The following is a 17,950-nucleotide window of genomic DNA, read 5'->3' as shown; positions in this document are numbered from 1 at the left end:
GCCCATGAGAGCTGTTCGAGCGGGCTGAGATAGCCGTCCTTATTGGAATCGGCCTCAAGGAAGGCAGCCTCAATGCCCGTGGCGAGTTCTTCCGGGGTGACATTGCCATCCAGGTTGGCATCGAAACTGACAATCAATCCACCTCCCGCCACAAGGCGTTCTGGGACATGTCCATTCGCTTTGGCACCGCGTCTTGTCGGGCCGGGATAAGACTGCCCCGGCAGGCGCACAAGATCGTCGCCCTCATCTTCGGCACCGGCAGATGCAGGTGCACCAAGACAAACGAGTGCCGCCACGGAAAGGGCAAGGGCCAGATTACGCATGAAGAGACTCCCAGAAGGTTCGAGGGATCAGACTATGTCGGTGTGGCGTTTTTGCAACATGACGTTTCAGTTATCTTGTCTGGACATCGGTCTGGCATTAGCGTCTCGTTAACGCCGCCTTAACGCAAAGGGAGCAATCCGTTAACCAGTTGCGGCCGCCGACCGGTGGTCGATTCGTGCGATTTGGATTGAAGACACTATGGCAATCACGGCGGACCAGGTCCCTATCATCATGTCTGCTGGTGCAACCGCGCTGGGCCTAGCCGCCTTGCTATGGGCGCTGCGCGTGTCGGATGGGGCACGTGGCGCGGCGCGCAAATACAAAGACCGGTCGTCCGATCTCGAGACTCTTCTGGCAGAGCACCGCTCAATCCTTGGTGCTCACCCGGGCGTAATCCTGGTCTGGCAGGGTGAGGCGCTTGAGCCCGACAGTGAAGAAATGACCCCGCCGGAGCTTTACGGTTCGCCGGTGGCATTGGCTGGCCTGCTCAGCTTCACCGACGATGCGATTTCGCCCGATCCGGCGGTGCGCATCATCGAAGGCCTTGCCGACCTCGAAGCGCGTGACAGTTCCGGACAGGACACGACGCTGCGGATTCGCATGCGCGAGCTGCGCGATACTGGACAGGCTTTCTCGCTCACCATCATCGGGCCGTCTGGCCGCTTCCTTGAGGCGGACGGGCGGACGGCTGGCGCGCGGGCGGTCGTCTGGGTCACCGACACCACCATCAAGGGACTGGAAGAAAGCTCCGCCCGCGGCAAGCTGGAAGAGGCGCGCCAGGTTATCGCGCGCGATCCGACAGCCTTCCTTGACATGCTGGGTAAGGCGCCGTTCCCGGCCTGGCGCGTATCCGGCATGGGCAAGCTGCAGTGGGTGAACCCATCTTACATTGAGGCAGTCGATGGGGTGAACCTCGACCGCGTCCTGGATCGCCAGATCATGCTGGACCAAGCTTCAGCTGACCAAGCCCGCAAGACTATTTCTGAAGGTGCCGATATCGACGAGACGCGCCACATGGTCGTGAATGGAGAGCGGCGCGCCATGCGTGTGCTGACCTTCCCTCTATCCGGCGGGGCAGGGGCGATGGCGTTCGATGTGACCGCCCAGGAAAATGCGCGCGAGGAACTGAACCGCCATGTTCGCGCGCATGACGAGACACTGAACCATGTTGCCGATGCTGTCGCGATCTTCGGGGCGGATCGCAAACTGACCTTCTACAACAAGGCCTTCCGCGACATGTGGGATCTCGATGAGAGCTTCCTGCTGGACCGCCCGAACCACGGGCAGTTGCTGGACCGCCTGCGCGAGCGCCGCAAGTTGCCGGCCCGTACAAATTACGCCGAATGGCGGGCGGAGGAGCTGTCCTATTACCTCGATATTGATGGGGTAAAGGAAGATACATGGTCACTGCCGGATGACCGGACTCTGTCCGTCACACGCCAGCGCCACCCGATGGGTGGCCTGTTGCTGTTGTTCAAGGACATCACAGGCGAACTGAACCTTCAGACCAAGTTCAATGCCATTGTGAAGACGCAGGCGTCCACGCTCGACAATCTGCACGAGGCAGTTGTCGTGTTCGGCGGCGACGGGCGGCTGAAACTGTTCAACAAGGCTTTTGAACGGCTCTGGTCCCTGGACCATGACGAGTTGAAAGACCATCCGGACTATAGCGATGTGATCGAGGACTGCGTTCCGCTGTTCCATGACCTGGACGTCTGGGACGCGATCAAGGGCCATATTACGGACCCGTCCGCCCGCGCACGCCAGTCCACCACCGGAGAGATGCGCCGGTCTGATGGATCTATCCTGACATATCTGACCCATCCGCTGCCGGATGGAAACACGCTGATCGCCTTTGCGGATGTGACGGCCACACGCAGGGTTGAGTCCGCGCTGAGAGATCGGGCTGAAGCATTTGAGGCTGCGGACCGTCTGAAAACGGAGTTCGTGCGCAATGTGTCCTACCAGCTGCGGTCGCCGCTGACGGTCATCTTTGGCTATGCTGAACTGCTGGAAACAAAGCGCAATGGCGATCTGACCGAGCGCCAGACAGACTATGTCAGCGCGATCCTGTCAGCTTCCGACCACCTCTCGAAACTGATCGAGAATATTCTCGACCTCGCCATGATCGAAGCAGGCCGTATGGATCTCGATCTGAAAGATGTGGATCTCAGCCATGTCATCGAGGAAAGCATCGACATGGTCGTGTCAAAGGCAGAGGACACGCAGATTGCCGTTCGCGCCGACATCAAGGGCAAGCTTGGAGTCATTCGGGCAGATGAGCGCCGCATCAGGCAGGTCTTGTTCAACCTCATTTCCAATTCGCTCCGCTTTACCGAATCCGGTGGTGAAATCGTCGTCTCGTCCCAGCGCGTGGGCGACATGGTGACCCTGTCTGTGCGAGACAATGGCCGCGGGCTAGCAGCCGATAAACGCGCCACCAGCTTCGACAGTTTCGTTTCGGGCGACCAGCGCGGGGCCGGCCTCGGTCTTGCGCTCGTGAAGCATTTCATCGATCTGCATGGCGGAACGGTCGGTATGAAACCGGTCGATGGCGGCGGTCTGGAAGTGACCTGCTGGCTGCCGGTGAAGGTCACAAAAGTTGTGCAGAACCAGGAAATGTTGCTGACTGAGAGCCTGCCAGCCTGATTACCTGAGGGCCTGTTTAGGACGTCTCACAAACAAGTTTACTGACTTTCTGCGCGCCATGCCTACATGTTGGTTTGACAAAACCAAGCAAGAAGGCACGCTACATGGCTGACGATACTTATATCCCACCGAAGGTCTGGAAATGGGATGCTGAGAGCGGCGGGCGTTTCGCCAGCATCAACCGGCCGATTTCGGGCGCGACCCATGACAAGGATTTGCAGGTTGGGAAACATCCGCTGCAACTCTATTCGCTGGGCACACCGAACGGCGTTAAAGTCACTGTAATGCTTGAAGAACTGCTCGCGGCGGGTCATTCCGGCGCTGAGTATGATGCCTGGTTGGTCAACATCATGGAGGGCGACCAGTTTTCCAGCGGATTTGTTTCTGCCAACCCGAACTCCAAGATCCCGGCCCTGATGGACCATTCGACCAATCCGCCCACCCGCGTGTTCGAATCCGGATCGATCCTTCTGTACCTGTCAGAGAAGTTTGACGCTTTCCTGCCCAAGGATCCGCGCAAGCGCACGGAAGCGCTTTCCTGGCTGTTCTGGCAGATGGGATCGGCGCCTTATCTCGGCGGTGGCTTTGGCCATTTCTACGCATATGCGCCAATCAAGATCGAATACGCGATCGATCGGTTTGCGATGGAGGTGAAGCGGGAACTGGACGTGCTGGACAAGCGGCTCGCCGATAATGAATTCATGGCTGGCGACGAGTACTCGATTGCAGATATGGCAATCTGGCCCTGGTACGGCGCTCTGGCGTCGGGTGTCGTGTATGATGCGGGAGAATTCCTGCAGGTTCACGAATATGAAAATGTCCAGCGCTGGACCAAGCAGATCGCCGAACGTCCGGCAGTCAAGCGTGGCCGCATGGTGAACCGCACTTTTGGCAAGCCGGAGACCCAACTGCGCGAACGCCACGACGCCAGCGATTTTGATACCAGGACCCAGGACAAGCTGGATCCCGAAGGCTCCAGCTGATCCTGTCTTTGGTCAGGATTTCTCGAATTTGAGAATGTAGCGATCCGTCTGTCTCCGGATAGACGGATCGAATACGTTCAGCGTGCCATCGTCGTCGGGATTCGCGAGTAGGTCACTCTCCTCGACAAGGACGAGGCCGACATCGCCCATCATATCCATCAAGGTGTCTTGCGCCAGCCGATGTGTCACGCCGCCAGTTGTTGCGGGCGCACCGTCAGGCGCGCGGTGATCAATCACGACGAAATGCCCGCCGGGTTTCAGGACGCGCGCAATTTCGGAAAAGGCGACATCCGGATCTCCGAGTGCACCCGGCTCCGCGCCTTCCGGCGTGTACCAGAGCTCATGTGGACCGAGAAACCAGGTTACGAGATCCACCTCCATATCGCCAATGGGTTCGAAATCATCGAACGATGTCTGGATGTGAGTCACGTTGATCAGCCGGCCATCCATGCGTTTCTCGACCGCATCGCCGAGGAAGGTTTCAAACTCTGGTGGGTTCTGAAGGTAGACTTTTCCCTCTTCGCCCACGACCAGTGAGAAGAGTTCGGTATAGATGCCGCCGCCAGCTTCCATATCCAGCACTGTCATGCCCGGCATTACTCCGGTGAATGCAAGGATCTGCCGCGAATTGCGAAGTTCATACTGCTCGAAATCATCTTCCGGTCGACCATCATGCACGAAGACGGAATCGTAATCGAACGCAGGGACGGTAGTTTCCGGCATTGTTGGCATGCTCTCGGGAATCGGAGCAGCACATGCGGCCAAGCTCAAGCAAGCAGCTGCGAAACTTAGTGAATGTCTCATGGGAATGTCCTCTGTCCGCTCAGGCCTTGCTGAGCATGGTCTGGCTGATATCCCAAAGCCGCTCGGCTTTTTCGTCATCACAGATCCAGGGTCGGGCGTGCTCCCAGCGTTGACTCTCTTCGGTGGCAAGCTTGGCAATATCGCAATCTTCGCAATAAACGCCGCCCTTGTCCGCCAGGGCAGGGGAAGTAGCGGCCCAGACGCTGGTGGATGCGCCTTGCTCTGGTGTCTTGAACATGGCCTGAACTTGAGGCGGGATTGTTCCGTCGGGGTTTTTCCAACCGAGTTCGGCCATTTCCTCATCAGTGAGGTGGCGTTGCAGAGGCGTGAAAATCCCTCCCGGATGCACCGAGAATGCCCGCACACCGATATCCTTGCCGCGATGGTCCACGCCCAGAGCAAACAGGGCGCACGCTGATTTGGACTGGCCGTAGGCTTCCCATTTGTCATAGGGATGGGATTCGTAATTGGGATCGTCCCAGATCACGTCGGAGCGCACATGCGCTGTTGATGAAAGGGCGACTAAGCGCGCGCCGTCCGCGCGTTCAAGAGCGGGGGCGAGCGCGAGGCTCATCGCCATATGCGCGAGATGGTTCACGCCCAACTGGCGTTCCCAGCCGGGCCCAACCCGCGTTTCAGGGCAGGCCATGACACCCGCATTGTTAACAAGGATATCAAGTGCGCGGCCTGTGTCCTCAAAATCAGCGGTGAATTTTCGCACAGTGGCGAGGTCTTCCAAGTCCATCGCCGCAATCTCGATATCGCCGGGAATGTCAGCGAGCGCAGCCTCGGCGGCGTCGACGCGTCGCGCAGGAACCGTCACGCGCGCGCCTGCGCCCGCCAGGGCGCGAACGGTTTCCAGGCCAATCCCCGAATAGCCGCCAGTGACGATTACGTTGCGTCCGGTCAGGTCGATGCCGTCGATAACTTCCTGTGCCGTCGACTTTGCATGAAAGCCTGATCCGATCGGCGTCTGGTCTGTTGCGGCCATGTGTTTCCCCTTTGGTCGTTTGGTTTCTTATGCTGAGCCAGCCGGTACGACGGCAAGCGATCATGCGTGATGTTACCAATCTGTAAGCAGCGGTTTACATGGACGCACTCCGTATCGCCACTTATATCCCGAATATAACCAAGGGAGAAATTGCATGCGTATTCTTGCCGCCGCGATATCTGTTGTCGCCATGTCAGTCGCTGTTCTTCCTGCTGCTGCGCAGTATGGTCAGGTTGAGCGGACCCAAGCGGAAATTGCGCTCGAGGAAGCTACGGCTAACCTTGAGACCAATCGCGTCACACGCACCGAAGCCAGTCAGGCCTGTGACACCAGGGATTATCAAGCCTGCTTCGAGCTGGCCGATATGTATCGCAAGGGGCTTGGCGGCGACCAGGATTACAAGAGCGCTGCGGACAATTATCGCAAGGCGTGCGATGGAAAAGTCGCAGAGGCCTGTTCAGGACTTGCCTATCTGACTGTTCAAGGGCGCGGCATGGATGCCGATACCGCTCGGGCGCGCCAGCTTTATGATAAAGCGTGTGATTATGGCGACGTGAGCGGATGTGCAGCCTATGGCAACATGATCTATACCGGCCAAGGTGGTTCCAAGAACGTTGCGGAAGGCACGCGCCTTCTCCAGGAATCCTGCGATAAGGCGTATGAATGGGCCTGCGAACGCCTGTCGACGCTTGGGGCCTATCAGCCCGATGACTCGACTTGGGAGCGTCTTGAAGACGTCAGGCGCCGCTACTGATTTTCACTCAAGGTCGACAGTTTGCGCGCAAGGCTTGAGCCTGGCAGCGGGCTGGCGGGTCGGTTCGGGTCGATAGCGGGGGTCTCGGAAACTGTATCAGCAGTGATATGCTCAGGTGTGTCCACAGCCTCATGTGTCGGTATGGGACCGTCGGTTGCGACGTTGAGGTCAGCGGTCATCAGCGACCCTGCGTCAACGCGGATGCTGCGGGTGAACACCTTTCCGGTGACAACAGCTTCATTCCATATCTCGAGGCTCTCATGAGCAGTCACATTGCCCGTCAGCTTGCCATGTACGACGATGATTGCCGCCTCCAGCGATCCTTCGATATGACCGGTCGCTTCGATCAATACCAGCCCGTCCGATTTGACCGGACCTTTCATATGGCCTGCTACGGTAAGCGGGCCAGAGAAATTGAAGCTGCCTTCCAGCGCGCATTCCGTGCCGATGAAGCTGCCCTGACCTGAGCGGCCCTTGCCGGCAGCATTGTCCGTTTCGAATTTGGCCATCACCCATACTTTCCCATGTTCTGACCTGATGCACCTGTTGTCGGCGTTGGGGTTTTCATCCGGGCCAGAGAATTGATTTCATTGCTCTTATAGCGCGCAATTGGCCGCGCGCACAGTTCCAAGCAGAGATTACCTTGCAAGATACGGGCAAGTTTTCCTCGCCATAAGGCCATATTCCTGTGTTGAAACAGCTCATGAGCCTGTTTCGGTCCGTTTCATTTACCTTGATGCTGGTTGCAGCGGCGTGTTCACAATCGTCTGAACCGGTTGCAGGCGGTGTTATCCCGTTGCAATCCGGTTTCACCGGCATTGACCTGTCGCACCATAATGGTCGCATCCGCTGGGACGAGTTCGAGGCCGCACCCGTCGATTTTCTTTACCTCAAGGCTACCGAAGGTCGGGACTGGAAAGATCCACGTTTCCTGGAAAATTGGCGCGAAGCGACAACGCGCGGCTGGACGGTCGGCGCTTATCATTTCTACCGACTCTGCCGGCCGGGAGCCGAGCAGGCCCAGAATTTCATTCAGTCGGTGGAAGTGCGGACAGGGGCGCTGCCGCCCGCAGTTGATCTGGAATATGCGCACAATTGCGAGCCGCGCGGCAGCACGACTGAGACTTTGGGAGAATTGGACACATTCCTGACAGCGCTAGAGGCCGAATATGGCGTGCGGCCGGTGATCTACACGACGCCAGAGTTTCACACCGACTGGCTGTCCGGCAGTTATGATGACTATCCGCTCTGGTTGCGCGGCCTTGGCGAGACGATGCCGCGGACCATCAACGGCCGCGTACCGGACATCTGGCAATACACCATGTCCGGCCGCGTACCGGGAATTGACGGCCGGGTGGACATGAACCGGGTTCCGGACCGTCCACCCGGATAAGGTTTAGTTGCGGGATTTGTCGACCAGGCGATCGTTCTGGGCCCAGTGCATCATGCCGCGAAGTTTCTCGCCGACTTCTTCGATTTCGTGGCTGTTCATGCGCTGGCGCATGGCGTTGAAGCCCGGTGCGCCGGCCTGGTTTTCGAGGACCCAGTTGCGGGCAAACGTGCCGTTCTGGATGTCTTCGAGAACCTTTTTCATGTTGGCCTTGGCTTCGGAATTGATCACGCGCGGGCCGGAGACGTATTCGCCATATTCGGCCGTGTTCGAGATCGAGTAGTTCATGTTGGCGATGCCGCCTTCATAAATAAGGTCAACAATCAGTTTGGTCTCGTGAAGGCATTCGAAATAGGCCATTTCCGGCGCGTAGCCAGCCTCGACCAGGGTTTCATAGCCAGCCTTGATCAACTCGACGATGCCGCCACAGAGCACAGCCTGTTCGCCGAAGAGGTCTGTTTCGGTCTCTTCGCGGAATGAGGTCTCGATGACACCAGCGCGCGTATTGCCGATGGCCTTGGAATAGGACAGGGCAACATCCTGTGCCGTGCCGGTCGCGTCCTGATGGATTGCGATCAGACCCGGCAAGCCGAAGCCCATCTGGTACTGGGCGCGCAGCGTGTGGCCGGGGCCTTTCGGGGCGGACAGCGAGACATCAACATCGGGGCGTGGACGGATGAGGTTGTAGTGCACGTTGAAGCCGTGGCCGAACATGACATGCTGGCCAGCGCGCAGATGCGGTTCGATCTCGTTTGCATAGAGCACGGCCTGCTTTTCGTCCGGGATAAGGATCATCAGCACGTCGGCCCACTGGGCGGCCTCGGCGGGCGTGACCACTTCAAGGCCCTCGGCTTCTGCTTTGGCGCGGCTGGCCGACCCCTCATAGAGGCCAACCTTCAGCTGCTTCACGCCGCTGTCGCGCATGTTCAGAACGTGGGCGTGGCCCTGGCTGCCATACCCGATCACGGCGACTTTCTTGCTCTGGATGAGGGAAAGGTCTGCATCCTGTTCGTAATAGATTTTCATGGGCCTCTACTTGCTCCGCTGGAGGATTGATTGTTGGGGTAAGGGTCTTCAGGTCAGTTGGACTTGCACACCCAGCCATCTGAAAAATTGGCGACGCCGATAACGCTACGGTTCAATTCGGCAATTATGTCTGTGGCCTCCGAATGGCGCGAAAACTGTTTCAGGCCATTGGTGGTTTCAATTGAGGTGATGATGTCGTGCGACGCCAGCAGCAGCTCATAGCTGCGCGATCCGTCGGCATTGACCACCATTTTTTCCCGCGCGCCATAGGCGGGCAGTCCTGCATCGCTGGTGGTCAGGAGAGACAAGGCGACCTTGCTTGCGACGGGGGCAGGCAGTTGGGTCTGCAGGCGACAGAGCGGAATATGTGTGTTGGTGTCGGAATCGACCGGTACCGTTCGCGCATCCAGCATCATTGTGCCGTCTGCATCGACGATATCGTAGACATAAGCGGCCCCGCTGGGCGCTGCGGTGTCCACGATGCGCAGGATGGGGTCATTGGAGGAATCAAACGTTGCATCGGCCCGGTCGGCAATCAGGGCCGCACGGTCGATATCGCATTGCAGCTGAGCCTGATCGGCATCATCTGCAAGCGCCAGGGCCGAGCCGGCCACTTTCGGGCGGCAGCTTTCGGGCTGTTCTTCTATGGCGTGCGCATTGCCAGCGAGAAAAAGGACGCCGAGCGCAATCAGGCTGGTGCGTGTCATCCCTTCTCCTTTCCCCTCTTGATCGACAGAACACCTGTCCGGCTTACCTCAACCAAGCCGAGCGGTCGCATCAGATCCACAAACTGGGTGATCTTTTCAGAGGCGCCTGTCAGCTCGAAAATGAAGCTCTCATTTGTCGTGTCTATCACATTCGCGCGGAAAATCTGAGATATGCGCAGCGCTTCAACACGGGCTTCGCCTTTGCCGGCGACCTTGATCAATGCCAGTTCGCGCTCGATGCCGCGCTTGGACTTGGTGATGTCGATCACCTGTTCCACGGGCACGATGCGCAAGAGCTGGGCTTCGATCTGCTCCAGAATATGCGGTGTGCCCTGGGTCACGATGGTGATCCGCGAGCGGCGCTCATTCACGTCGACCTCGGCCACGGTCAGGCTGTCGATATTGTAACCCCGGCCAGAGAACAGTCCCACAACACGGGCCAGAACGCCTGGCTCGTTATCGACCATGACGGCCAGTGTGCGGCGTTCGACGGCCTCGTCCTCATGAGACAGGAAATAGGCCGATTTCGGATTGCCAGCGGGGGGCGTAGCTGTTGATCCATCGCTCATGGCTGTGTCTCCGGTTTCGGGGTGTCACGATTCCAGAAGTCGATGGAGAGGTCGGGACGGCGAGTCAATAGCTCGTCCCGCAGCGCTCCAGACCGGCTGATCGCGTCGTCCTGGTGTTTCTGCTTTTGTTTGGTGTAGCGGCCCAATAGCTGGTCCATGCGCCGTGGATCGAGATGGGCTTGCAGTTCAGAGACCAGCAATTTGCGGCAAGCATCGATGAAAGCCGCACTGTCCTCGCTTGTCGGGCCGCCTTCGCGGGTCAGGGCATGAACCTCTTCATGGGCCCAGACGAGGCTGTCCAGGATCGGCGCGCGGAAGCCTTGATATGCGCCATCCTTGTTGAGGCCATGACGGTCAGGCGCAAGGTTTGGAAAGAACATCCGTCCACGGTCAATCAGGGTCGACAGGTTAGTCAGACTGTCTGCGCGCGCCTCCTGGAAGGCGCGGTCGGAGTCCATCACGTGGCGGTTGCGCGCCAGCATGGCAGCAGAGGCCAGCGTTTCGATGGCGGTATTGCCCCAGTCGAGGCTGGCGCTGTCGATGCTCTGGCGCAGCTGTTCGGTGCGCAGCTGGTGTTGTTTGCGGGTTTCGGCGCGGCTTGCGAGCGCGCCAAGTACAGCCGCAATGGCGGAGACCACGGTCACGATCGTGCCGATATTTTCCATTCCCCACTGCCACAGATCACTCGCAGCCATCACATTCGTCCTATCAAGCTCCCGCCGGGTCTGGTCGGTCAGACCAGTCCCTTGCCAGCTTCGCCAATCTCATCGCCCTTGATTTCGCCAAGGATCATCTCGTTGTGCGCTGAACCCGACGGTATCATTGGCAGGCAGTTCTCGGCCTTTTCGACACGGCAATCGAACAAAACCGGCCCGGGATGGTCAATCATCTCGCGGATCTTGTCGTCCAGCTCCGCTGGATTGTCACAACGGATGCCATGTCCGCCCATTGCTTCGGCAAGTTTCACGAAGTCGGGCAGGGTTTCCGAATAGGAGTGAGAATAGCGCTCGCCATGCAGCAATTCCTGCCACTGGCGCACCATACCCATCCATTCATTGTTGAGGATGAAGACTTTGACCGGCAGCCTGTGTTGAACGGCGGTGGAGAGTTCCTGCGTCATCATCTGGATTGACGCTTCGCCCGCAATGTCGATCACGAGGGCGTCCGGATGCGCTGCCTGAACGCCCACTGCGGCGGGCAGGCCATAGCCCATCGTGCCGAGCCCACCGGAGGTCATCCACCGGTTCGGCTCGTCGAAATGATAGAATTGCGCCGCCCACATCTGGTGTTGGCCAACTTCGGTCGTGATGTAGGTCTCGCGATCACGGGTCAGCTCATACAGGCGCTCAACGGCATGTTGGGGTTTGATGACCGTGTTGGAGTTTGCGTAGGTGAAGCATTTCCGGGCGCGCCAGATGTCGATTTCCTGACGCCAGGGTTTCAGGTCCGGCTTCTTGGCCTTGCGGGATTTGAACTCTTTCAGGATTGCGGCCAGCGCCTCTGCGCAGTCGGCAATCACGGGGATATCGACTCGGACGATCTTGTTCACCGAAGAAGGATCGATGTCGATATGCACCTTCTTGGAGTTGGGTGAGAAGGCGTCGATACGGCCGGTCACCCGGTCATCGAAGCGCGCGCCCACGCAGATCATCAGATCGCAATCGTGCATCGCATTATTGGCTTCGAAGCTGCCATGCATGCCGACCATGCCCAGCCAGTCCGGATGGGAGGCAGGGAAGGCGCCAAGCCCCATCAGTGTAGAGGTCACCGGATACCCCGTGACGTTCTGGAGCTCGCGCAGCAGATCGGACGCCTTCGGACCGGAATTGATGACACCGCCGCCAGTGTAGAAGACTGGCCGCCGCGCGTGCATCATCAGATCCACTGTCGCCGAAATCGCATCCGGGTGCGGTTTGGTAGTGGGGTGATAGCTCGGCTTGTGAACGCCCTCCTTGCCGACATAGGTGCCGGTGGCGAACTGGATGTCCTTGGGAATGTCGACCACGACCGGTCCGGGTCGACCGGATTTGGCGATCAGGAAGGCTTCGTGGATCGTGCGTGCGAGCTGGTTCACATCGGTAACCAGGTAATTGTGTTTGGCACAGGTGCGGGTGATGCCGGTTGTGTCGCATTCCTGGAACGCGTCGGTGCCGATCAGGTGTGTCGGAACCTGTCCGGTCAGGACCACCATCGGAATGGAATCCATCATCGCGTCTGCAATCGGGGTGACCATATTGGTCGCGCCGGGGCCGGAGGTGACGAGGCACACGCCAGGTTTGCCTGTTGTGCGGGCATAGCCCTCGGCCGCGTGGCCAGCGCCTTGCTCGTGGCGCACCAGAATGTGGCGAATTCCATCGGAGTTGTAGAGCGCATCATAGATCGGAAGAACCGCCCCACCCGGATAGCCGAACATGACTTCCACGCCCTGTTCCTTGAGCGCCGTGATGACGATTTCGGCGCCTGTCATGGTCAAGGTTTCAGCTGCGGGCTTGGTCTTGGTTGTCATGGGGAGATCTCTGATGGAACTGAGTTTGGACTGTATCGGAAAAGAAAAAGGGCTCCAATGGAGCCCCGTTTTGTGCGCGCATCCGCAACTGGCTACTTAAAGCCAGCTACGGATGCTTAATAACGAGTACCACGTATTTGCGCACGGTGCGTTTCCTCCAACGTCGGGATTAGGAATAATCTGCCTCAACCGGCCTGTCAATCTCCCTATACAAGGCAAGAATAACCCTCAATCGATCTTCTGGCTCCGGTGAAGGAATGCGCGGCCAGAAGGGAAATTGGCGACCGATCCACGTGAATTGCCGTTTTGCGTAGCGTCTTGTGTCGCGTTTTGCGTTTTCTGCGGCAAATTCTGCCGTTATCTCTCCGCGTGCGAAGGCTGCGAGCCACGGCATTCCATGTGCTTTCATGGCAGGAAGTTCCGGGTCGAGATCGCGTTTTATCAGTTGGCGGGCTTCTTCCATCGCGCCCTGCATCAGCATGCCTTCAAAACGGCGGTCGATCTTCTGATAGAGTTTTGCGCGAGGTGGGGTCAACGCAACGCCCATCCATTCATTCTCCTGCAGGACCGGCGGCTGGCGGTTGCGCTGGAAGTCGGTCAGCGGTTTGCCGGTCGCCAGATAAACCTCATAGGCGCGTGCGAGGCGCTGGCGGTCGCCGGTGCCCAGTCGGTCAGCGATTTCCGGATCGACCGGGGCCAGTCGGGCACGCAGGCCGTCCGCGCCCTCGGCATCGGCAATGGCGCGCACGTCGGCGCGGACATCGTCGGGTACAGGGGGAATATTCGACAGGCCTTGAGTCATTGCGAGCAGGTAAAGGCCGGTGCCGCCGACCAGGACAGCGCGCTTGCCGCGCAGTTCAAGCGTGCGAATGGTCGCGCGGACCTCTTCCAGCCACTCGCCAGTGGAGTAGCGCTCGGCCGCGTTCACATGGCCGAAGAGATGGTGCTTCACACCGTCCATCTCTTCTTCGGTCGGGCGAGCTGAAATCACTTGCAAGTCGCGATAGACCTGCATGGAATCGGCATTGATGACCTCACCGCCCAGACGGCGCGCCACTTCGATGGCGAGCGCGGTCTTGCCGCTGGCCGTGGGTCCGTGAATGAGTATTGCCGGTGTCATCCATATAGACGTAAGGGCTTGTCAGCGACGAGGAAACCCGTGAAGAGGCGGGAATGATTGAGAAAGCAGTTAATTCCATGATCCTGATCGCCGCCGCCAATGCCCCGGAAGACAATATTGCCTCGCGCCTCGGCATGATCCTCGGAGATCTCGGCATTGCCCAGACCTTGCCTCAGATAACAAGGCTGGGGCAGGTCGGAGATGTCAGTGCTGTGGAGATTCCGCTTGCACCGATGGATGCCGATTTCCAGCACGCAGCGCTCGTTGCGCTGGAAGCGGAAGAAATGGACGTTGCCCTGGTGCCCGCAGGAAATCGTCGCAAACGGTTGCTGATCTCCGACATGGATTCCACGATTATCGGACAGGAATGCCTCGATGAATTGGCGGATTTCGCTGGTCTGAAAGCGGAAGTGTCCGCGATCACAGAACGTGCCATGCGGGGCGAGCTGGATTTCGAGGGCGCGCTGACAACCCGCGTGGCCATGCTGAAGGGGCTCGACCTCAAAGCGCTGCAAGACGCCTATGATGCGCGCATTTCGCTGAATACCGGCGCGAAGACACTGGTGGAGACGATGAAGGCGCAAGGCGCGATGACCGTGCTGGTCTCCGGCGGGTTCACCTTCTTCACGGGCCGAGTCGCCGATGAAGCCGGGTTTGCTGCCCACCGCGGCAATACGCTGATCGATGATGGCGCAGTGCTGACCGGGGAGGTGGGCATGCCGATCCTCGGACGCGAAGCGAAACTCTCGGCGCTGGATGAGTTTTCAGCGGAAGCGGGCCTCAGCCGGGCAGATTCACTTGCACTCGGCGATGGGGCGAATGATCTTGCGATGATCCAGGCGGCGGGCCTCGGCATTGCCTACAAGGCCAAGCTCATCGTCGCGGCTGAAGCGCATGCTGCGATCAATCACACCGATTTGCACACAGCGCTGTTCTTCCAAGGCTATCACGCGGACGAATTCGTCACTGAATAGACTGCCGGATCAGGAATTGGTCAGGTCGACCGAGATGAACTGATCGAACCAGCCCGCTTCGCCGCGACGCTTCACGCGGAGCAATAGTGGCTGGCGCGGTGTGGTCATCGCGGCTTCGACCTTGCTGATCGTGTCGGTAACGGTGGTGACGCGCTCGAAATTCACTTCAACCAAGACGTCGCCGCGTTGGAGTTTTCCAAAGGAGCGCCCACGCGCAGAGACCGTTGTAACCACAACGCCGTCAACATCCTTTGGGATGCCATAGCGGCGGCGGATATCATCGTCGAGGCTGGTCAGTTCTGCGCCAAGATCGTTGGAACTCGCCGGCGCATCCAGCGTGGCATCGGCGGCGGGCGTATCGGCCTCGTCTTCCAGTTCACCGAGCGTGACATTGACAGTGCGTCCCTTCCCATCTCGCACAATCGCGATGGGAACGGTGCGGCCGATCTCGGTATCGGAAATCAGGCGTGTCAGTTCGCGTACGCTGGTCACGGTCTGGCCATCGAAGCGGAGCACAAGGTCGCCGACTTCCATATCGGATTTTGCCGCCGGTCCTTCATCGGAGATACGGGTGATGATCACGCCGCCCTTGCCCGTCGCCTTGTACGCGCGCACGAGTGCTTCATCCGCATCCTGTACATTGACGCCCAGCCAGGCGCGACGCACGCGGCCTTCCTTGATGAGCTGGTCGGAAATGCGTTTCACGAGATTTGCCGGCACGGAGAAGCCGATGCCGACCGAGCCGCCCGTAGGGGAGATGATCGCGGTGTTCACGCCGACGACTTCGCCGCCGAGATTGAACAAGGGCCCGCCGGAATTACCGCGGTTGATGGCGGCATCGGTCTGGATGAAGTCATCTGAGCGACCCGCATTCAGGTCGCGATTGCGCGCCGAGATAATGCCAGCCGAGACAGAGCCCCCGAAGCCGAATGGGTTGCCGATGGCGATAACCCAGTCACCGACTTCTGCTTTGTCGCTGTCGGCGAGGTCCACATAGGGCAGGGCAGTCGAGGATTTCACCTTGAGCACGGCGAGATCGGTGTCGCGATCACGACCGACGAGTTCAGCCTTCAGGACGCGGCCGTTCGAGAAATTGACGTCAATCTCGTCGGCATTCTCGATGACATGATTATTGGTGATGATGATGCCGTCAGCCGAGATGACAAAGCCGGAGCCCAGTGATCCTTCACGCCGGAAACCGTCTTCATCCCGACCGAAGAATTCGTTGAAGCGCTCCATGGGCGAGCCTTCCGGAAAGGTCGGCATGCCATCGGGCGCAATTGTTTGCGATGTTGAAATATTGACCACGGCCGGCATCAGGCGCTTGGACAAGTCACGGAAGCTTTGCGGTTGGACCTTCTGATCGATTCCATCGACTGCCGTCGACAGGCTGTCCTGAGCATGGGCAGGCAGAACGGCGGTTGCCGAACTCATCAGGAACAGGGCAGCAAGGGCCGGGATACGCATAGGCCGCTGAGCCTCCTTTCGAAGCATAATATACACTAATGTCTGTAAACTATGGCGCTTTGCAGGCGTCTTGCAACAGCTTCAACAGAACCGAACTGCAATGACGATGAAGATTGCGCCGATTGCCGCGGACCCGATCCCGGCAAGCGCAATCTCGCGTCCCGGCATACGCGCTAGATACTCTGCCATACGCCGCATGAATTCGGGGGCGACCGCATAGATCGCCCCCTCAATGAATAGCCACATGCCGATCCCGATCAGGATCAGTTGTATGGACATGCCAAACCCGTCCTAGCGTGAGCCGCCATTGGCCCGTGCGCGATTGATAAACTCATCACACAAGCCCAGGGAATCCGGCGCCACGACAATGCGTGTGCCTTCCTGGATGGAGTTTTCACACGCGATGAGCGCGCGCTGGAAGCGGAAGAATTCCGGATCCTTGTTATAGGCACTGGCGTATATCTCGGTGGAGCGAGCATCGCCTTCACCGCGAATGACTTCTGACTGTTCCCGGGCCTGAGCCTCAAGTACGGTCTTCTCACGTTCGGCTTGCGCGCGAATCAGTCGGGCGCGTTCTTCACCTTCGGCACGGATGCGCTCGGCTTCCTGCTTACGGGCTGTCTGCATCCGACTGTAGACACCATCGGCCACTTCGCGCGGCAGGTCTGCCTGACGAATACGGACATCGATGATCGAAATCCCCGCATCTGCCAGTTCATTGGCAACCTTTTCGCGGATATTTTCCATCAGTTCGGACCGCTGGCCTGAAATGATCTCAGGCACGGGCACATCGCCCATGACTTCCCGAATGGACGCCTTGGTCACATCATTCAGCTGGTTGGCGGCGCCCGGAATGGTCCGGAGGCTCTGATAGAATTGCAGCGGGTCGCTGATTCGCCAGCGTACGAACGCGTCCACAGCGAGGCGACGCTGGTCGGATGCGAGAACCTGAATATTCTCGATGTCGAGTCCCAGATTCTTGCGGTCGAGTTTTTCAACCGTCTGGATGACCGGAATCTTGAAATAAAGACCGGCTTCATCCGTGCCCGGCGCGTTGATCACCGCGCGTGGTTCCCCAACTTGCAGGATCAGAGCCTGCTCGTCCTGGCGAACAACATAGAAAGAATTGAAGATAGCGACCAGTACGATCGCGACGATGGCAAGGGCAAACCAGCTCAGATTGCGCATCAGTTCTCTCCTCCGCGGTTGGCAGGTTGCACCCGGTCAAGCGGCAGATAGGGAACCGCGCCGGAATTGCTATCAAGAATGGTCTTGTCAGTGCGTTCAAGCACGCGCTCCATGGTTTCGAGATACATACGCTCCCGCGTGACGCGTGGCGCCTTGCGGTACTCCTCATAGATTTGCTCAAAACGGGACGCTTCACCTTGGGCGTCGGCGACGATCTGGTCACGATACCCTTCAGCTTCCTGCAGCAGTCTCTGAGCCGTACCACGGGCCTGAGGCACGATCTGGTTGGCGTACTGGGTGGCCCGGTTGATATTGGTTTCGGCGTCCTGTTCGGCGACGTTCACATCATTGAAGGCCTCGATGACCTGCTGAGGCGGGTCGGCCTTGTCGATCTGAATACTCACGATCTGGATGCCTGCGCGATAATCGTTCAGCAGGGTCTGGACCTGATTCGCCACTTCGGTCTGAACAACATCGCGTTCGGTCGTGATGACACTT

Annotated in this window: 18 protein-coding genes and 1 pseudogene; 5 read left to right on the top strand and 14 right to left on the bottom strand. The window is 58.7% G+C overall.

Annotated elements, in window-relative coordinates; translation table 11 throughout:
• Nucleotides 1–323 (bottom strand): annotated as a pseudogene (locus B4F73_RS14095) (hypothetical protein); the annotation flags it as partial.
• Nucleotides 324–522: 199 nt separating this feature from the next.
• Here B4F73_RS14095 and B4F73_RS14090 point away from each other — a divergent pair.
• On the top strand, nt 523–2,973 hold the full coding sequence (locus B4F73_RS14090; RefSeq protein ID WP_242517391.1) for a sensor histidine kinase: 2,451 nt from the start codon (nt 523–525) through the stop codon (nt 2,971–2,973).
• Nucleotides 2,974–3,077: 104 nt separating this feature from the next.
• Nucleotides 3,078–3,956, top strand: coding sequence for a glutathione-dependent disulfide-bond oxidoreductase (gene yghU / locus B4F73_RS14085; protein ID WP_290479947.1), 879 nt, complete (start codon nt 3,078–3,080; stop codon nt 3,954–3,956).
• A gap of 12 nt (nt 3,957–3,968) precedes the next feature.
• Here the strand turns inward: yghU and B4F73_RS14080 are convergent, their stop codons facing one another.
• Nucleotides 3,969–4,679, bottom strand: a complete 711-nt coding sequence (locus B4F73_RS14080) for a class I SAM-dependent methyltransferase (RefSeq protein WP_290479946.1) — start codon at nt 4,677–4,679, stop codon at nt 3,969–3,971.
• 100 nt (nt 4,680–4,779) lie between these two features.
• Nucleotides 4,780–5,751: an oxidoreductase gene (locus tag B4F73_RS14075; protein WP_290483577.1), complete on the bottom strand. Its 972-nt coding sequence runs from the start codon at nt 5,749–5,751 to the stop codon at nt 4,780–4,782.
• Between the two features lie 154 nt (nt 5,752–5,905).
• On the opposite strand from B4F73_RS14075, the gene B4F73_RS14070 reads away from it, so the two are divergent.
• A complete protein-coding gene (locus tag B4F73_RS14070; protein WP_051607409.1) occupies nt 5,906–6,505 on the top strand; it encodes a tetratricopeptide repeat protein in 600 nt (199 codons plus the stop codon).
• Here B4F73_RS14070 and B4F73_RS14065 read toward each other — a convergent pair.
• Nucleotides 6,499–7,014: a bactofilin family protein gene (locus tag B4F73_RS14065; RefSeq protein WP_034810523.1), complete on the bottom strand. Its 516-nt coding sequence runs from the start codon at nt 7,012–7,014 to the stop codon at nt 6,499–6,501. The two genes, B4F73_RS14070 and B4F73_RS14065, sit on opposite strands and share 7 nt — an antisense overlap.
• Before the next feature lie 194 nt (nt 7,015–7,208).
• Here B4F73_RS14065 and B4F73_RS14060 point away from each other — a divergent pair, with 194 nt between their 5' ends.
• Nucleotides 7,209–7,898 carry a GH25 family lysozyme gene (locus tag B4F73_RS14060; RefSeq protein ID WP_290483576.1) on the top strand — a complete coding sequence of 230 codons (690 nt, stop codon included), beginning with the start codon at nt 7,209–7,211 and terminating at the stop codon, nt 7,896–7,898.
• Nucleotides 7,899–7,901: 3 nt separating this feature from the next.
• On the opposite strand, the gene ilvC is transcribed toward B4F73_RS14060, so the two are convergent.
• From ilvC to miaA, 6 genes are all read right to left on the bottom strand, one after another.
• Nucleotides 7,902–8,921: a ketol-acid reductoisomerase gene (gene ilvC, locus B4F73_RS14055; RefSeq protein ID WP_034810525.1), complete on the bottom strand. Its 1,020-nt coding sequence runs from the start codon at nt 8,919–8,921 to the stop codon at nt 7,902–7,904.
• 53 nt (nt 8,922–8,974) lie between these two features.
• Complete coding sequence (locus B4F73_RS14050) at nt 8,975–9,628, bottom strand: hypothetical protein (RefSeq protein ID WP_290479942.1); 654 nt, start codon at nt 9,626–9,628, stop codon at nt 8,975–8,977.
• Nucleotides 9,625–10,197, bottom strand: coding sequence for an acetolactate synthase small subunit (gene ilvN / locus B4F73_RS14045; RefSeq protein ID WP_051607411.1), 573 nt, complete (start codon nt 10,195–10,197; stop codon nt 9,625–9,627). The genes B4F73_RS14050 and ilvN overlap by 4 nt, the downstream gene beginning before the upstream one ends.
• A complete protein-coding gene (locus B4F73_RS14040; RefSeq protein WP_206991319.1) occupies nt 10,194–10,892 on the bottom strand; it encodes a hypothetical protein in 699 nt (232 codons plus the stop codon). Before B4F73_RS14040 ends, ilvN begins: the two co-directional genes overlap by 4 nt.
• Nucleotides 10,893–10,930: 38 nt before the next feature.
• Entirely contained in the window at nt 10,931–12,703 is a 1,773-nt protein-coding gene (locus tag B4F73_RS14035) for an acetolactate synthase 3 large subunit (protein ID WP_290483575.1), read from the bottom strand.
• Between the two features lie 169 nt (nt 12,704–12,872).
• A complete protein-coding gene (gene miaA, locus B4F73_RS14030; protein ID WP_206991317.1) occupies nt 12,873–13,823 on the bottom strand; it encodes a tRNA (adenosine(37)-N6)-dimethylallyltransferase MiaA in 951 nt (316 codons plus the stop codon).
• A gap of 53 nt (nt 13,824–13,876) precedes the next feature.
• Between miaA and serB the strand changes: the two genes are divergently transcribed.
• Nucleotides 13,877–14,797 (top strand): phosphoserine phosphatase SerB, encoded by a 921-nt coding sequence (gene serB / locus B4F73_RS14025; protein ID WP_290483574.1) that lies wholly within the window; start codon nt 13,877–13,879, stop codon nt 14,795–14,797.
• Nucleotides 14,798–14,806: 9 nt separating this feature from the next.
• Here serB and B4F73_RS14020 read toward each other — a convergent pair whose 3' ends face one another.
• The 4 genes from B4F73_RS14020 to hflK all read right to left on the bottom strand — a co-directional run.
• The gene (locus B4F73_RS14020) at nt 14,807–16,264 is read right to left on the bottom strand and encodes a Do family serine endopeptidase (protein ID WP_206991316.1); all 1,458 of its coding nucleotides are present in this window, start codon (nt 16,262–16,264) and stop codon (nt 14,807–14,809) included.
• Nucleotides 16,265–16,345: 81 nt separating this feature from the next.
• Nucleotides 16,346–16,543, bottom strand: a complete 198-nt coding sequence (locus B4F73_RS14015) for a DUF2065 domain-containing protein (protein ID WP_206991315.1) — start codon at nt 16,541–16,543, stop codon at nt 16,346–16,348.
• Nucleotides 16,544–16,555: 12 nt separating this feature from the next.
• Nucleotides 16,556–17,452, bottom strand: a complete 897-nt coding sequence (gene hflC, locus B4F73_RS14010) for a protease modulator HflC (protein WP_206991314.1) — start codon at nt 17,450–17,452, stop codon at nt 16,556–16,558.
• Nucleotides 17,452–17,950 (bottom strand): FtsH protease activity modulator HflK (gene hflK, locus B4F73_RS14005; RefSeq protein WP_290483573.1); only part of this gene is annotated, 499 nt, incomplete at its 5' end. The genes hflC and hflK, both read right to left, overlap by 1 nt.

The organism is Hyphomonas sp. UBA3601, from assembly GCF_002375605.1.
Lineage (GTDB): Bacteria > Pseudomonadota > Alphaproteobacteria > Caulobacterales > Hyphomonadaceae > Hyphomonas.
The sequence above is the reverse complement of the archived record's forward strand: the minus strand, read 5'-3'. Positions and strand labels throughout refer to the sequence as shown.

Bases quoted from the DNA above. Each gene is read 5' to 3' on its own strand.
- B4F73_RS14090 (WP_242517391.1), top strand. From the start codon at position 523: ATGGCAATCACGGCGGACCAGGTCCCTATCATCATGTCTGCTGGTGCA.
- yghU (WP_290479947.1), top strand. From the start codon at position 3,078: ATGGCTGACGATACTTATATCCCACCGAAGGTCTGGAAATGGGATGCT.
- B4F73_RS14080 (WP_290479946.1), bottom strand. From the start codon at position 4,679: ATGCCGGAAACTACCGTCCCTGCGTTCGATTACGATTCCGTCTTCGTG.
- B4F73_RS14075 (WP_290483577.1), bottom strand. From the start codon at position 5,751: ATGGCCGCAACAGACCAGACGCCGATCGGATCAGGCTTTCATGCAAAG.
- B4F73_RS14070 (WP_051607409.1), top strand. From the start codon at position 5,906: ATGCGTATTCTTGCCGCCGCGATATCTGTTGTCGCCATGTCAGTCGCT.
- B4F73_RS14065 (WP_034810523.1), bottom strand. From the start codon at position 7,014: ATGGCCAAATTCGAAACGGACAATGCTGCCGGCAAGGGCCGCTCAGGT.
- B4F73_RS14060 (WP_290483576.1), top strand. From the start codon at position 7,209: ATGAGCCTGTTTCGGTCCGTTTCATTTACCTTGATGCTGGTTGCAGCG.
- ilvC (WP_034810525.1), bottom strand. From the start codon at position 8,921: ATGAAAATCTATTACGAACAGGATGCAGACCTTTCCCTCATCCAGAGC.
- B4F73_RS14050 (WP_290479942.1), bottom strand. From the start codon at position 9,628: ATGACACGCACCAGCCTGATTGCGCTCGGCGTCCTTTTTCTCGCTGGC.
- ilvN (WP_051607411.1), bottom strand. From the start codon at position 10,197: ATGAGCGATGGATCAACAGCTACGCCCCCCGCTGGCAATCCGAAATCG.
- B4F73_RS14040 (WP_206991319.1), bottom strand. From the start codon at position 10,892: ATGGCTGCGAGTGATCTGTGGCAGTGGGGAATGGAAAATATCGGCACG.
- B4F73_RS14035 (WP_290483575.1), bottom strand. From the start codon at position 12,703: ATGACAACCAAGACCAAGCCCGCAGCTGAAACCTTGACCATGACAGGC.
- miaA (WP_206991317.1), bottom strand. From the start codon at position 13,823: ATGACACCGGCAATACTCATTCACGGACCCACGGCCAGCGGCAAGACC.
- serB (WP_290483574.1), top strand. From the start codon at position 13,877: ATGATTGAGAAAGCAGTTAATTCCATGATCCTGATCGCCGCCGCCAAT.
- B4F73_RS14020 (WP_206991316.1), bottom strand. From the start codon at position 16,264: ATGCGTATCCCGGCCCTTGCTGCCCTGTTCCTGATGAGTTCGGCAACC.
- B4F73_RS14015 (WP_206991315.1), bottom strand. From the start codon at position 16,543: ATGTCCATACAACTGATCCTGATCGGGATCGGCATGTGGCTATTCATT.
- hflC (WP_206991314.1), bottom strand. From the start codon at position 17,452: ATGCGCAATCTGAGCTGGTTTGCCCTTGCCATCGTCGCGATCGTACTG.